This window comes from Mesorhizobium sp. M1182 (genome assembly GCF_040318335.1).
GTDB lineage: Bacteria > Pseudomonadota > Alphaproteobacteria > Rhizobiales > Rhizobiaceae > Mesorhizobium.
The window spans coordinates 18,244-32,457 of record NZ_JAMYMD010000026.1; the positions used below are offsets into that span (position 1 = coordinate 18,244).

Annotated in this window: 10 protein-coding genes and 1 tRNA gene; 3 read left to right on the forward strand and 8 right to left on the reverse strand. The window is 65.2% G+C overall.

What is annotated here, in order from left to right; translation table 11 throughout:
* Positions 1-4: 4 nt before the first annotated feature.
* Positions 5-361, reverse strand: a complete 357-nt coding sequence (locus tag NKH33_RS24430; protein ID WP_352681286.1) for a hypothetical protein — start codon at positions 359-361, stop codon at positions 5-7.
* Between the two features lie 55 nt (positions 362-416).
* A complete protein-coding gene (locus tag NKH33_RS24435) occupies positions 417-1,361 on the reverse strand; it encodes a methyltransferase domain-containing protein (protein ID WP_352921849.1) in 945 nt (314 codons plus the stop codon).
* A gap of 107 nt (positions 1,362-1,468) precedes the next feature.
* On the opposite strand from NKH33_RS24435, the gene NKH33_RS24440 reads away from it, so the two are divergent.
* Together NKH33_RS24440 and NKH33_RS24445 are read left to right on the forward strand one after the other, a co-directional pair.
* Complete coding sequence (locus NKH33_RS24440; RefSeq protein ID WP_352470029.1) at positions 1,469-2,479, forward strand: ligase-associated DNA damage response exonuclease; 1,011 nt, start codon at positions 1,469-1,471, stop codon at positions 2,477-2,479.
* 73 nt (positions 2,480-2,552) lie between these two features.
* Complete coding sequence (locus NKH33_RS24445; RefSeq protein WP_352921851.1) at positions 2,553-4,154, forward strand: cisplatin damage response ATP-dependent DNA ligase; 1,602 nt, start codon at positions 2,553-2,555, stop codon at positions 4,152-4,154.
* A 99-nt stretch (positions 4,155-4,253) separates the two neighbouring features.
* Here the strand turns inward: NKH33_RS24445 and NKH33_RS24450 are convergent, their stop codons facing one another.
* Positions 4,254-5,405, reverse strand: coding sequence for a hypothetical protein (locus tag NKH33_RS24450; protein WP_352767107.1), 1,152 nt, complete (start codon positions 5,403-5,405; stop codon positions 4,254-4,256).
* A gap of 341 nt (positions 5,406-5,746) precedes the next feature.
* On the opposite strand from NKH33_RS24450, the gene NKH33_RS24455 reads away from it, so the two are divergent.
* A tRNA-Thr gene (locus NKH33_RS24455) sits at positions 5,747-5,822 on the forward strand.
* A gap of 35 nt (positions 5,823-5,857) precedes the next feature.
* Here NKH33_RS24455 and NKH33_RS24460 read toward each other — a convergent pair.
* The 5 genes from NKH33_RS24460 to NKH33_RS24480 all read right to left on the reverse strand — a co-directional run bounded on the left by NKH33_RS24460 (position 5,858) and on the right by NKH33_RS24480 (position 14,211).
* Positions 5,858-6,478 carry a LysE family translocator gene (locus NKH33_RS24460; RefSeq protein WP_352921853.1) on the reverse strand — a complete coding sequence of 207 codons (621 nt, stop codon included), beginning with the start codon at positions 6,476-6,478 and terminating at the stop codon, positions 5,858-5,860.
* Positions 6,479-6,587: 109 nt separating this feature from the next.
* A complete protein-coding gene (locus NKH33_RS24465) occupies positions 6,588-7,154 on the reverse strand; it encodes a hypothetical protein (protein WP_352921855.1) in 567 nt (188 codons plus the stop codon).
* Positions 7,155-7,533: 379 nt separating this feature from the next.
* Entirely contained in the window at positions 7,534-10,218 is a 2,685-nt protein-coding gene (locus NKH33_RS24470; protein WP_352819186.1) for an ATP-binding protein, read from the reverse strand.
* A gap of 257 nt (positions 10,219-10,475) precedes the next feature.
* Entirely contained in the window at positions 10,476-12,065 is a 1,590-nt protein-coding gene (locus tag NKH33_RS24475; protein ID WP_352921857.1) for an indolepyruvate oxidoreductase subunit beta family protein, read from the reverse strand.
* A complete protein-coding gene (locus tag NKH33_RS24480) occupies positions 12,058-14,211 on the reverse strand; it encodes a thiamine pyrophosphate-dependent enzyme (RefSeq protein WP_352921859.1) in 2,154 nt (717 codons plus the stop codon). The genes NKH33_RS24475 and NKH33_RS24480 overlap by 8 nt, the downstream gene beginning before the upstream one ends.
* Positions 14,212-14,214: the final 3 nt, after the last annotated feature.

Genomic DNA, 14,214 nt, shown 5'->3' on the forward strand with positions numbered 1-14,214 from the left:
CCGGTCAGGTCAGGCCGAGCTTGTTCTGTTTGGCCGGCTTGCCGCATTCGCGCCGGCTGATCGACCGGTTCATGGCGTCGATCTTGCCGCTTGCCTGGTCGGCGTCGCGTTTGGCTTTTGAGCGCATATCCGGCGTGAACGGGCCAAAGCCCGTCGCCGGGTTGGAGAACGACGGCTTGGCGTCCACCGGCAGATGATATTGCTGCGCCAGGCCGTTTCGTTGCGCCAGCAATTGATCGCAAGGCACCTTGTCATATAGCAGCGAGGACTGGACGTTTTCGTCCTGCCGTTCGGACATCGAATTGCCGACGCAGCCGGCCATCGCCAGGCAAGATGCCAAGACCGTCATGTTCCAGCGCATGAACGTGCTCCTTGTCTTTCGCAGCTGCGGCTTCTCATGCGCAGCGGCAGAAGTCTTAGCCAGATTTTACGCTGCCGGAAAGCAAGCTTGCCACTACGGCCAGCCCTTCGACCGGTTCGCGGCGATCCTGCCGGATGATCGTTGCCTGCAGCGACAGGATCGAAAAGCCGTCGGCATCCAGAACGCGCTCTACATAGCCTTGCGAATGCGCGTAGCGGCGCGACGGCTGCAAGGCGAAGCCGGCGCTGTCAGACGATTCTCCGCCCGGGAGCGTCTCGACGGAGAACGCAAACAGACCGCCGCCGGCAAGCATTCCTGCAATCTTGTTCACCACCTTTTCAAGTAGGCCGACATAGATGAACACATCGGCCGCCGTCACCAGATCGGCTTTCGGGCCAGAATAGCAAAAGTCCTGCAGATCCGTCTTGACGAGCAGATCGTAGACGCCTTTGGCGCTCGCCTGCCTCAGCATGCCGGCCGAGATGTCGTAACCCTCCAGCCGGTCGGCGATCGGCCGCAGCTTCTGGCCCATGAGGCCGGTGCCGCAGCCGAGATCGAGCACCAGCGAAAACCGGCCCGGCCGTGCCGCCTGGATGGCGCGGTCGAGGCATTCGGGCAGGCGGTAGCCGAGCCTGTCGACTAGTTCAGCCTCGAAACTCCCGGCATAGTGGTCGTAAAGCGTCTCGACAAAGGCGCTGGGCGGCGCCTGTGCCGCCGCCGCCATACCGATCAATTGCAGCTTGAGCACCGCGCCGAGCCTGTCCGCCGGGTCCAGCCGCAGCGCCGTCGTCCAGGCCTGCGCGGCACGATCGCGCGCGCCCGCCGCTTCCTGCATCTCGCCGAGGCGGAACCAGCCGGCTGGCCATTGCGGCGCCAGTTCGAGCGCGCCGAGCAGCAATTCCGCCGCTGCCGCATGATCGCCGGATGCATAAAGCATTTCGGCATAGTCGGCGCGGCGGTCGGCGGTCAAATCGCCGGACGAGGTCTGGAGCGGTTTCATGCGATCGGGTTCCGCCGGGTGTTTGCAGCCGGCTTGCGCTCTATGCTGGAGTCAGCAGTGACTTACAACAGGCTTCCCGCGCCGGAATTAGCGCCTATCTTGGGGCCATGCGCGCCAGCGACCTGCTTCATCCCCGGCCGGAAGGGCTGTATTGCCCGCCCGGCGATTTCTTCATCGACCCGGTGCGGCCGGTCAACCGGGCGCTGATCACACATGGCCATTCCGACCATGCCCGCTCCGGCCACCGCTCGGTGATGGCGACGCAGCAGACGCTCGACATCATGGGGCTGCGCTACGGCGACAGTTTTGCCGGAACGACGCAAGCCGCCGTGCTCGGCGAGACGATTGCGCTCGACGGCGTCACCGTCAGCTTTCACCCGGCCGGCCATGTGCTGGGCTCGGCCCAGATCAAGGTCGCGCACCAGGGCACGTGCATCGTCGCGTCCGGCGACTATAAACGCCAGAAGGACGCGACCTGCGAGCCGTTCGAGCCGCTCAAATGCGATGTCTTCATCACCGAGGCGACGTTCGGCCTGCCGGTGTTTCGGCATCCGCCCGATTCCGAAGAGATCGCCCGGCTGCTGAAATCGACCGAACAGTTTCCCGAGAGAACGCATCTGGTCGGCGCTTATGCGCTGGGCAAGGCGCAGCGCGTCATGCGGCTGCTGCGCGATGCCGGCTACGAAAAGCCGATCTACATCCACGGCGCGCTGGCCAAGCTCAGCGAATATTACCAGAGCCAGGGCATCGATCTCGGCACATTGGAACCGGCGACCGTCGAGACCGGCCAAAAAAGCGACTTTGCGGGCGCCATCGTCGTCGGCCCGCCATCCGCCTTCGCCGATCGCTGGGCGCGGCGTTTTCCCGATCCGATGTCGTGCTTCGCCTCAGGCTGGATGCGCATCCGCCAGCGCGCCAAGCAGGGCGGCGTCGAGCTGCCGCTGATCATCTCCGATCACTCCGACTGGGACGAGCTGACAGCAACGATCAAGGAGACCGGCGCCGAAGAAATCTGGGTAACGCATGGCCGCGAGGAGGCGCTGGTGCGCTGGTGCGAACTCGAAGGCATCGCCGCCAGGCCGCTGCATCTGGTTGGTTATGAGGACGAGGGCGATTGATGGTGTTTTTGGATCCAGCAATCGCCGGTACGGCGCTCTGTCGCAAGCCTTTCCCATTGGCGTCGCCCCTCCGATGAACCGCTTCGCCGAGCTTCTCGACCGGCTGGTGCTGACGCCGTCGCGCAACGGCAAGCTGACGCTGTTGACCGACTATTTTCGCAGCGTCGAGGATCCGGATCGCGGGCTGGCGCTGGCGGCCATTACCGGCGATCTGTCCATCGCCGCGGTCAAGCCGGCGATGCTGCGCACACTGGTGATCGAGCGCATGGATCCGGTGCTGTTCGGCTATTCCTACGACTATGTCGGCGACCTGGCCGAGACCGTGTCGCTGGTCTGGCCGCAATCGCCTCTCGATATTGCGAACCACGAGCCGACGCTGGCCGAGGTGGTGGCCAAGCTGCAGGCGGCGAGCCGCTCCGACGGGCCGCAGGTGCTGGCCCGGCTGCTCGACAGCGCCAGCACTTCGGCGCGCTTCGCCATCATAAAGCTGGTCACCGGCGGCCTGCGCATCGGCGTCTCGGCGCGGCTGGCCAAGCAGGCGCTAGCCGATTTCGGCAAGGTCGATATCGCCGAGATCGAGGAACTCTGGCACGGGCTGACGCCGCCCTATATCGGGCTGTTCGCCTGGCTGGAGGGTAAAGCGGAAAAACCCAGGAAGACGGCGCTGGCGCTGTTCAGGCCAGTGATGCTGTCGAACGCCGTCGGCGACGGCGACCTCGAAAGGCTCGACCCGGCCGACTACGCGGCCGAATGGAAATGGGACGGCATCCGCGTCCAGGCGGTTTGCGAAGGCGGCATTCGCCGGCTCTATTCACGCACCGGTGACGATGTCTCCGGTGCCTTTCCGGATCTTGCCGAGGCCATGGATTTTTCAGGAGCCCTCGACGGCGAGCTTCTGGTCGGTGACCCCAGGCAGGCGACGGGCACGTTCTCGGACCTGCAGCAGCGGCTGAACCGCAAGACCGTGTCACCCAAGATCCAGCAGCAATACCCCGCCTTCATGCGGTGCTACGATGCGCTGCAGATTGGTGACGAGGATTTGCGCGGACTTCCCTTCCGCGAACGGCGCGGCCGGCTCGAGGCCTTCGTCAGGACGCTCGATCCGAGCCGCTTCGATCTGTCGCCGCTGGTCGAATTCACCAACTGGCAGGCACTCGAGGAATTGCGCCGCAAGCCGCTGCATCCGGTCATCGAAGGCGTCATGCTGAAGCGCTGGGATTCGCCGTATGTGGCCGGTCGGCCGAAGGGCCCGTGGTTCAAATGGAAGCGCGATCCGCACACGGTCGACGCCGTGCTGATGTACGCCCAGCGCGGCCACGGCAAACGCTCGAGCTTCTATTCCGACTACACATTCGGCGTCTGGTCCGGGCCGGAAGGATCGGAGGAGCTAGTCCCGGTGGGAAAAGCCTATTTCGGCTTCACCGACGAGGAACTGAGGCAGATCGACAAATATGTCCGCGACAATACGATCGAGCGCTTTGGCCCGGTCCGCTCGGTGCGTGCCGACCGCAGGAACGGGCTGGTGCTTGAGGTAGCATTCGAAGGGCTCAACCGCTCGACGCGGCACAAATCCGGCGTCGCCATGCGCTTTCCGCGCATTTCGCGGCTGCGCTGGGACAAGCCGGCGGCCGAAGCCGACCGCATCGAGACGCTGCAGGCGCTGCTCGATAGTTAATGCATGTCGCGCAAAAAAGAGTGCAGCGGTTTTGCGGTAACGACATGCAACAGAACAAGAACCTGAAGCGCGTCGCATGAGGCCGGAACGCGACGTGCTTTAGGGAACGACTGAAACGCGGATCTCGTAGATGTCGACCGACTTGCCCTGCTTGTCGAAGTCGGAATTAATGGCGATGGTGCCGGCAGCGCCCGGACGCTTGTTGGGAAAGCGCACGTCGAACAGATATTCATTGCGCTCGCGACCGACGGCATAGCGCTTGCGGCCGCAGTCGCCGAGTTCGCCGAAATTGCAATCGACGGAAATCTGCGTCTCCTGGCCCTCCTCGGAGCGCGCGATGATGTCGAATGTGGCATGCTTGCCGGCCAGTTTTTCCAGCACGCCTTGTCCGACGTCGAAGCTGATGGCCGAGCCGGATGCCCCCGAGCGGATGCGCAGGAAGGAACCGCTTTCGTCCTGGATGACGTCGGCCTTGGTGTCCGACGGTGCATTGACCTGCGTCGGGTCACCCGGCGAAAAGACGTTGATCCAGTCGTGCGCCTGGTCCGCCTCGCCCTGCTTCGGCGGCGAAGCGGTGTCGTCCGGCGTGAAATCATCGCCGTCGACCGTTGGCGGCGCTTCCGGCGGCGCCGTGTCGAGCTCGGTCGCCGATTTGAAGACGCCGGTCTGGTTGGCGAAATAAAGGCCGATGCCGGCGGCTGCGAGCAGCGTCACACCGAAGAAGATCGCGGTCAAGGGCAGGCGCCGCCGCCTCGCCCGCCGGTCGTCGCGGTCGGGCGTCACTTCCGCGTCGTCGGTTTCGGCGTCGGCTTCGGTCGGAACCGAGGCCCCCATGTCGATCACCGGCGCCTCGGCAACAGGCGCATCGGGCATGATGTCGGGAACGACCGGCAGGACGCGCGACCGCGGCGCATCGGATTCGGGCGGCTGCGCCGGACCGTCAACGACGACATCGGGCGACGGCGCGGCTTCAGCTTCGGCCGGGGGCTCCACCTCCGGTGCTGCCTCCAAACTGTCGGTCGGCGCGGCGACGTCGGCAACCGCCGGCAGGAATTCCGATTCGATTTCGGTGATCTTCGCCTGGACCGCCTTGCGCCGCTTGATGGCGACTTCCACGGTGACGTTTGGATTGGCCTGTAGGGCACGGTCGAGTGCCGCGAAAGCCGATCGATAGACCCGCTCGCGAAATGCCCGGTCGTCGGCATTGCCTTTCTCGAAGGCGTTGCGGATCGCTTTTTCGATCGCGTCCAAGCGAATTCCCTCTGCAATTTCACTCACATTGCCATGATCGTTAGCCGCAGGCGACCAATCAATCAACAAGCGAGCGGCCGCATTCTGCCTTGCCGAGGGGCACAAAGCTCATTTCGGCGGTTTTCGGTAAAGGAATCAACATTTTTCGCTGATTTTCCTGCCACCGCCAACGTGGCGGACGGGACGGCATCACGCGGCCAACGGCAGATCCGCGCGGCGGCTGCCCTTGCGCCCGGCCGGAGGCGGCACCAATTGCCTCGTCCTGAAATCGCGACTGCCATCTTGAATTCGCGGCCGGTTGCGTCTATCACGCAGCCCATCTTGGAAGCTCGGCTTCCCGGGCCGCTTTAGCTCAGTTGGTAGAGCACATCATTCGTAATGATGGGGTCAGGTGTTCGAGTCACCTAAGCGGCACCAAACGGCCTATCCCGCGCGCCTGCTTCAACCAGCGCTCAGCCGAGTGGAAAAGCTGACGCCGCCGAGACGAGGGCGAGCATTGCCAGCACGATCCCCGCCGCCCGACAGATGGCGCGATGATGCCGCACCGCGGCAGCGCGCACGAGCGGACGCGAAAGCGCGACGGCCAGGAATCCGTACCAGCCTATGTCGATGATGGCGACGATGGCCGCGACCATCAGCATCTCGTTCGAGGTCCGGATCGGCAGCATCAGCCCCATGAAGGCGACGGCGAAGAAAGTGGCGGTTTCAGGCGAGAGAATGCTGATGAGAAACCCTCCGGCAAACAATCCGGCCTGCCGAGGCGCTTCGCCGATGGCCGGCGGCGCCGTTCTGGCGATGCGCAGGGCCATCCAGCCAAGGACGGCCGCACCGGCGATCTTGACCGCCGGCACCGACAGCCACCCGGAAAGATGAACGGCGCCAAACGCCACCAGGACCGCCAGCACGGCGGTGCCGGCGCCGATCCCGGCCACCAGCGGGATCGTCCTGCCAAAGCCGTGCAAGGAGGCAAGGCTGCCGGTCGCGAGGCCAATAGGGCCTGGCGTGATCATGATCACCGTATATGCCGCCAGGAATTGCAGCATCGCCGTCGACAGAATAAGCGAACTTGACATGCCAGTCTCCCGTTTGCTGCGCCGGTTACAGATTAGAGAAGAATCACCGTCGCGCTCCCACTCCCTATTTCTCACCATGCGACGCTAAAATGCTTAGATGTTTTCGGATTTACTTTCCAAATAGAAGAATATCCCCGCGCGCCCAAAGCAGGTAACAGACGAGAAGCGTCGCAGGCATTGCGAGAGCCTGGATCTGATCGGTGCGAGCGTCAGCAATGACGCGGGCGACTTCGGTCGCGGTGACGATGATTGCCGGAAAGCGGCTGAGCAGTACCGAAAGGCGGAAGAGCTCCGGCACTTCAAGGCCGAAGAGCACCACGCCATGCGCGCCGAGCCTGAAGGCGCTGCCGAACTTGCCCACGGCATGGAGCAACCCCGATGTCACGACCAGGATTGGATTGCCGACGAGCAGCAGACTTGACCCGAGCACCAATGACCCGGTGCCGGACAGAAAATCTGCGCGCTGTATTGCCGACGGGTCGAGATGTCCGTTGCTGAGGGCGCGATGATACTCCTCGCCGCTGCGCAAGAAGATGGCGCTCGCCACCAGCAGCGCCAGTGAGTTCCAGCCGCCGGCGAGGTCGTGGCCGAAAATTAGAGGCGCGGCGAAAGTGCTGCTCGCCTCGGTTAACGCCAGCCGAATCTGCATGAACATGGCCATGCCGAGGCCCAGCACATTGCCGGCAATATAACAGCCTCCGGGTCCTGAAAGCCGCACCGCGACCGCTTGTGCCAATCGTTGTCCTGCCCAGCGCCGCTGGGCATCCGCTTTTTCGCTTGCCGACATCGCCCCTGCTCCTGGTACGATCCGCCCCAGCGACGGACGCCGGCGGCGGCCCCCGTTCCGCCGCCGTTGCCCGCCTTCTCCCCCGGATCGTGAAGGCGTCGTGGTGTTGGGAGGTCCATCCACGCTGCGAGCAGAAGCCTACGCGGAGCGGCGGGCGTGCAAATCGGTACCGCCACCCATTTTTAGGCGGTCGATTTCCCAGTTTTCGCGGAAATTTTGCTGCGGGAACTACCCAGAGCCTGTTCCATCCCGACAGAATCGGCTGGAATCATGATCCAGTCTGGTGCGGTTCCAGCGGATGGGTGCCCGTCAGCAGCCACGGCTCGCCGCGCAGGCGCAGGAGGATTTCCATGCGGTTTGCGGCATTGAGCTTGCCGAGCAGCGAGGAGACGTGATGCTCGATCGTGCGGGGCGAGCGCGACAAATGTCGCGCGACCTCCTTGTTGCTGATGCCCTGGGCGATCAGGGCGAGCACCTTCTGCTCGTGCCGTGTCAGGCCGAGCGGATGGCGGCGGGCTGCCGCATAGGGTCCGCGCTGCACCTTCGGCAGCAGGCCTGACAGGCCCTGACGCTGCGCAAGCTTGCGCGCGAGCGCCGCGGCCGCGGGCGCGTCGATCTGGTCGAGCATCGCCACGGCGCGAGCGAGCGCCGCCCCCGCATCCGCCCCACGAACCTGCATGAGGGAAAGCGCTGCCTCGTAGGGCAGCGACAAACGCGTCCACTCCGCCGCGGCGGCCTGCGGATCGCCGAGAAGCTCGGCGGACCAGGGCGAGGGAATCGGCGCCGATTGCGCCGGCAGCGACCCGGGCATTCCGCATCGACGCCACCAGACCGACAATTCGCCAAGGTCCCGGGGGCGGAAATTGTCGAGGTTCATAGCCGCCAGCTCGGTAAGCTGCGCGTGGCTGGCGCCGACATCCTCGGCAAGCCAGGCCGCCTCCGCCAGCGCCAGGCGAACCGGGACGATACGCTGCGGCTCGCCGGTCGTCTGGCCCTCCACAAGCGCGCGCTGCAAAAGGTCGACGCCGTCGGTCTCGCCCAGCCTTACGCGGACCGTGCCAAGCACGGTGAGCGCCGGCAAGTGCATCACCATCGGCAGGCGTTCCACATTCATGACGCCCTGAGCGATGGTTGCGGCCTCGCGAAACCGGCCCTGTTCCATGCAAAGCTGCGCCTGCCGGCCGAGCAGGTATTGCGCCGCCGAATCGAGGTCGTGCCTGGTGCAGAATGCGATGCCTTCGGCCAGCAGCCGCTCCGCCAGCTCGAAGTCCTTGGCCACCACCGCGCATTCCGCAAAGTTCGTATAGGCCCGCGCCGCATGGTCGTGGAGCCCGTGCTCGAGCGCCAGGGCAAGGCTTTCCTCCAGCCGCTCAACGCCGCCGGGGCGGTTGGCAAACATGAGCGCGGTTCCGACATTGTTGAGGGCGTGAACACGCGTCTCGACCTCGCCCAGCCGATCGGCCAGACTGATCGCGCGCTCGCCCCATTCGATCGCCTCATCGAAACGATAGTGCAGCATGTGGAGCTGCGAGCGCGTGCTGTAGGCCATTGCCACCTCGGGACCGGGCGGCAGGCTTTCCACCTCACGCACGGCCTGGTCCGCATATTCCTCCGCCTGCGGGCCTTCGCCGCGCCGCCAGTGCAGCCGCGACAGCCAGCGTAGATTAAGGCCTACCTTGTCGATCCGGCCCAGCTGCCGCCAGATAGCGATGGCGCGATGCCGGGCCTCGATGATGGCGTCATAGACAAGCAGCGCCAACCCGGCCTCGTATGCCCAGTCCTCATGGAGCTGCGCGGCCAGCTCCGGCGGGGCCTGGTCGACATATCTGAGTGCGGTCGCCAGATGCGAGGCCGCCTCCCGATGCGCCCCCAGGCGCGCGGCTTGGCTGGCGGCGAGCGGCGCAAGTTCGAGCACGCGTTCGCCATTGTCGGCGCCGCCGGCGTGGTGCACGCGGCGCGAAAGCAGAGCGCTTGCCTGCGAGGCCGGAACTTCCGAGAGTGCCGCTTCGACCTTCGCATGGAGCGAGCGTTGCACAGAGGGGGAGAGCCGGTCGAGCGTCGCTTCCCTGGCAAGCTCGTGACGAAATGTCAGCGCGCCCTGGTCGTCCCGCCGCAGCAATCCGCGCACGACACATCGATCGACGAGCACTTCGGCCTCGGCCCCGAGAAGGGCCCGGATCAGCCACGGCTCAACGCTGCCCGGCATGATGCTCATGACCTCCAGGACGTCGCGCTCTCCAGGCGTCAGGCGCGACAGGCGCGACCACACCGCGTCGCGTATGGAATCGGGCACACGCGCCGATTCGGTCTCGCTGCTGGACAGGAGCTCGGTAACGAAGAAGGGATTGCCCTCGGTAATGCGATAAAGCCCGTCGGCGGAACGGCCGGCCTGTTCGGCCAGCATTGTCACCGCCTGGGGAGACAGCGGTCTAAGCGTCACGCGGCGTACGGAGGCGGCGGGAAGATCGCCGAGCACGTGGGTCAGCGGGTGATCGGCGTTCAAATCCTCTCTGCGCATGCTCAGCACCAGCATGGTGCGGAGCAGAGAGACGCGGCGCCCGAGATATCTTACGAGGTCGAGCGTCGCATTGTCCGCCCAATGCATGTCCTCGAAGATGAGCACGGTCGTGCCCTTGGCGCGCTGCAGCGCATTCAGCAATGCCGGGAAAAGCCGCTCCGGCGCAGCGGTCTCCTCAAGCAGCGCCGCCACGCGCGGGTCGAGCAAGTGGGCCATGTCCTGGAGAGGGCCCAATGGGCGTGGCGTGAAGAGCGCCTCGCACCAGCCCCACAGCACCCGGCAGTCCCGGTCGGCGTTTTCCGCGAATTCGCGCAGCAGAGAGGTCTTGCCCAGGCCCGCCTCGCCGTGCACCAGCACGGTCCCACCATGTCCGGCAGCAGCTCTCTCGGCCGCGGCCAACAAAGCTCCAAGTGGGTCCTCTCGCTCAAGCAGCATCAAGCCCGCGCCTCCAGAATATTGAAGGTACAACAGCAGGCAATGAGTGCAACACAGTCGTTTCACATGGCCGGGAATGTTTGGCAAATAGCCGCTCGGAACCGGGCGTCATTTGTCCTGGAGCAGATATGTTTGCCGCTGCCGTAGGCACGAAGGCCACAGAACAGGCAGACCGCCACGGCGGGCGTTGACAGCCCAGGCGAAGCGGACTGTAGTTCTGCGAAGCAACCACTGCCCCGAGCCTCGAAAAAGGCCGCTCACTTCACCGGATTGTCGCCCAGCGACGCCACAGTCTTCAGCGCGCCGTCGAGCATGTCGCCCTTCTCGTCCTTCAGCGCCGCTTCGCGCAGGCGCCGGATCCAGTCTGCGGCGTCCGGGCGGCCCTTGAGCTGGTCGAGCGCCGACAGCACCCGGTCGAATTTCGACTGGGCGCGGGCGTGGGTGTCGCTGTAGCCCTTGATCAGCCGGCGGCAGTTGAGGATCTCCGTGCCAAGCGCGTAGTCCTGGCCGACTTGGCCCAGCGCCAGCGCATACCAGCGCTCGATATGCGCGGTCTCGACCTTGTGGCGCAGCAGTCGGCGGCGCCAGCGGCGCAGGCCGCCGATGAACCACAATGCGGCAAAGCCGGCGAAACTGTCGGTGCGGATGCGGCGGCCGCGATTGATGCGGCGGTCGAGAAAGGCGGCGAGCTTCGGCCGGCTTTCGATGTAGCTGCCGAGCCCGGCCGGCAGCGTGCCGCAGAATTCCTCGATGCGCGGGTGGAAATATTCGGTCACCTGCAGGACCGAGCCGTCCTTGACGCCGACCTCACGGCGTACGCGTCGGTCGCGGCTCGAGCGCGTCTTCAGGTCGGCGACGCGGATCATGTCGTCGTAGCACATGGCGTTGGCCAGATGCTTGGCGGCGGCGATCGACAGCGCGTAGGCGTGTTCGGCATTGTCCAGAGCGACGGCCCGGTCGAGCCTATCGAGATACTCGCCGCCATAAGCAACGTCCTGATAGTCGACCACTTTTTTCAGGCCGCGAAGCGCCATGTCGCGCACGGGTACAGGCAGCGTGGCGACGCGCGCCGCCAATTGTTGCCAGCCCTTCAACAGGCTTTCCGGGCCGCTGACTTCTGTCGCGGCGCCCGAGCCGGTTTCAGCGGCCGCCGGCCCTGCAGTCTTGTCGCCCGAAGGCGCACTCGCGATGCCGCGCGCCCGATCGTAGGCGGCGCCGAAGGCGGCGAGGCTGGCCTTGACACCACGGCCGCCGGCACTGACCGCCTGCTCATAGCTTTCGCGACTGAACGGCAAGGCGTCGGAGCCGGCCAGCGCGCCGAGCAGGCTGGCCGAGATCATCGAGCCATTGTCGGCGGCGATCTTCTCCATGTCGAAGGCAATGAAGCGCTTGGCCGCGGCTTCCGCCGTGGCATGCACCTTGGAGGACGAGGCGCGGCCGTCGCCGGGCTCGATCTTCTCCGAGACCGCGGCGATGCGGTGCGACGAGGCGATCAGCGTGGTGCGCTCGGGCGTGACGAAGCCGCGGATGATGGCGCGGCCGGCCTCCATCAGTTCGGCGGCAATCAGGATGTCGACGTCGCCCTGCGACGGCGACAGCGCGAAGACCGGCAGGCGGCCGGTGTCGCGGCACATTTCGACATAATAGATGGTGGCGCCGGTGCGCTGGGCAACGCCGGCAACGGAGGTTGATTGCGCGACATAGAAATTGCGCTCGGCGACGTCGGTGATCCAGTCGGCCAGCACGCCACCGCCCTGGCCGCCGACAGCCAGCACGGCAAGCTTGATGACGCGCTCGTCGTCCGGCGCGCCGGCTTTCGAGCGCGATGAGGGAACGGCGTCAAGCATCGGCGAATCTCAGGCGCCGGCTTTCACGGCGCCGCTGCAAGAGACTGATCGTGGCGCGACGCGCGGCTTCAAGGAAACGGTCCCAGCGGCTCGGATTGTGGACGACATCGGCGCGGTAGAAGGACGGGCAGAGCACCGCCGCATCGGCGACCTCGCCGCAATTGCCGCAACCGACGCAGCTTTGGTCGATATGCGCCACCGGATCGTCGCGCAACGGATCGTCGAGCGACTTCACCGAAAGCGACGGACAGCCGGACAGCCGCATGCAGGCATGGTCGCCGGTGCAGATATCTTCGTCGACACCGAATTTCGGCTTGACTATGCGCGTCCCGCCCTTGATCGCCTTGTCGACCAGCGGCTTTTCGCGGCGCTGCCGGTTGAGCATGCATTCGGACGACGCGACAATGACTTTCGGGCCCTTCTCGTCCGTCGTCAGCGCCTCGCGCAGCGTGTCTTGCATTCTGGTTACGTCGTAGGTGCGGTCGATGTGGCGCAGCCATTTGACGCCCATGCCCTTCACCGCCTCGGTGATCGGGTGCTTGGTCGACTTGGTCTTGTTGCCGGCGCGGGACGACAGGATGTCCTGCCCTCCGGTCGCGGCCGAATAGAAATTGTCGACGATGACGATGACGCCGTCATTCTTGTTGAACACGGCATTGCCGACCGAGGAGGTCAGGCCGTTGTGCCAGAAGCCGCCGTCGCCGACGAAGGAGATCGAGCGGCGCTTGGCATCGGGCGAATTGAACGCCGAAGCCGAGGCCGGCCCCAGCCCGTAGCCCATGGTAGTGGCACCTAGCTCGAAAGGCGGCATGATCGAGAACAGATGGCAGCCAATGTCGGAGGCGATGTGGTGCTTGCCCAGCTCCTGCTCGACCAGCTTGGTGGCGGCGAAGATCGGCCGCTCCGGGCAGCCGACGCAGAAGCCGGGCGGCCGGCCCGGGACGACGTTGATCAGGTCGGCGGTGTCGAGCCCGTCGCCGATCTTGTTCGGCGCGCGGACCTCGCTTGGCAGCAGATGCGGGATGGTGGCACGCAGGAACGATCCGATGCCGTCGAGCATCACCTGGCCGGTATATTCGCCGGCCATAGGCAGATGTTCCTTGCCGACGAGCCTGGTGCCGCGGCCGGCCTTGTGCAGCATCGCGGCAAAGGCCTGTTCGATGTAGTTGGGCTGGCCTTCCTCGACGACGAGAACGGCGTCCTTGCCTTCGCAGAAGGACAGGAACTCGTCATCGACCAGCGGGTATACGGCGTTCAGCACATAGAGCGGCACGTCGGTGTCGCCATAAGTGTCGGCGAGGCCGAGCCGCTGCAGCGCCCGGATGACCGAATTGTACATGCCGCCCTGCATGACGATGCCGACCGAGCCATGCTCCGGGCCGAAAAACTCGTTGATCTTGTTGGCGCGGATGAAATCCACCGCCGCCGGCCAGCGTTTCTGCACCTTTTCCTTCTCGTGCAGGAAGGACGCGGGCGGCAGCACGATGCGGCCGGTGTCGCGGCGCGGCGCCTCGAGCGCATCGGCCACAGTCATTGCCGGGCGCTTGTTGTCCTTGGCGATGAAATGGCCGTGGACATGGCAGCAGCGAATACGGACCTGCAGCATGACCGGCGTGTTGGAAACCTCGGACAGCTCGAAGCCGTCCTCCACCGCCTTGACGATCGACGGCAGGTTCGGTCGCGGATCGAGCAGCCAGACCTGGCTCTTCATGGCAAAGGCGTGGCTGCGCTCCTGCATGATCGAGGAGCCTTCGCCGTAATCCTCGCCGACGATAATCAATGCACCGCCGGTGACGCCGCCGGAAGCGAGATTGGCGAGCGCGTCGGAGGCGACATTGGTGCCGACCGTCGACTTGAAGGTCGCCGCGCCGCGGATAGGATAATGCACGGATGCCGCAAGCATAGCGGTGGCGGTCGCCTCCGAGGCGCTCGCCTCGAAATGCACGCCGAGCTCGCCCAGGATATCCTGCGCGTCGGCCAGCACGTCCATCAAATGGCTGATCGGCGCGCCCTGATAGCCGCCGACATAGCCTACGCCGCATTGCAGCAGCGCCTTGGTGATGGCGAGAATGCCTTCGCCGGAAAACTCCTCGCCGGCGCCGAGCCTGAGCTTTTCGACTTCCTTGGCAAAAGACCGTTCGGCCATTTT

Excerpts from the sequence above, each read along its gene's own strand:
- NKH33_RS24460 (WP_352921853.1), bottom strand. The coding sequence starts at position 6,478 with ATGTCAAGTTCGCTTATTCTGTCGACGGCGATGCTGCAATTCCTGGCG.
- NKH33_RS24475 (WP_352921857.1), bottom strand. The coding sequence starts at position 12,065 with ATGCTTGACGCCGTTCCCTCATCGCGCTCGAAAGCCGGCGCGCCGGAC.
- NKH33_RS24470 (WP_352819186.1), bottom strand. The coding sequence starts at position 10,218 with ATGCTGCTTGAGCGAGAGGACCCACTTGGAGCTTTGTTGGCCGCGGCC.
- NKH33_RS24445 (WP_352921851.1), top strand. The coding sequence starts at position 2,553 with ATGAACCGCTTCGCCGAGCTTCTCGACCGGCTGGTGCTGACGCCGTCG.
- NKH33_RS24435 (WP_352921849.1), bottom strand. The coding sequence starts at position 1,361 with ATGAAACCGCTCCAGACCTCGTCCGGCGATTTGACCGCCGACCGCCGC.
- NKH33_RS24480 (WP_352921859.1), bottom strand. The coding sequence starts at position 14,211 with ATGGCCGAACGGTCTTTTGCCAAGGAAGTCGAAAAGCTCAGGCTCGGC.
- NKH33_RS24430 (WP_352681286.1), bottom strand. The coding sequence starts at position 361 with ATGCGCTGGAACATGACGGTCTTGGCATCTTGCCTGGCGATGGCCGGC.
- NKH33_RS24440 (WP_352470029.1), top strand. The coding sequence starts at position 1,469 with ATGCGCGCCAGCGACCTGCTTCATCCCCGGCCGGAAGGGCTGTATTGC.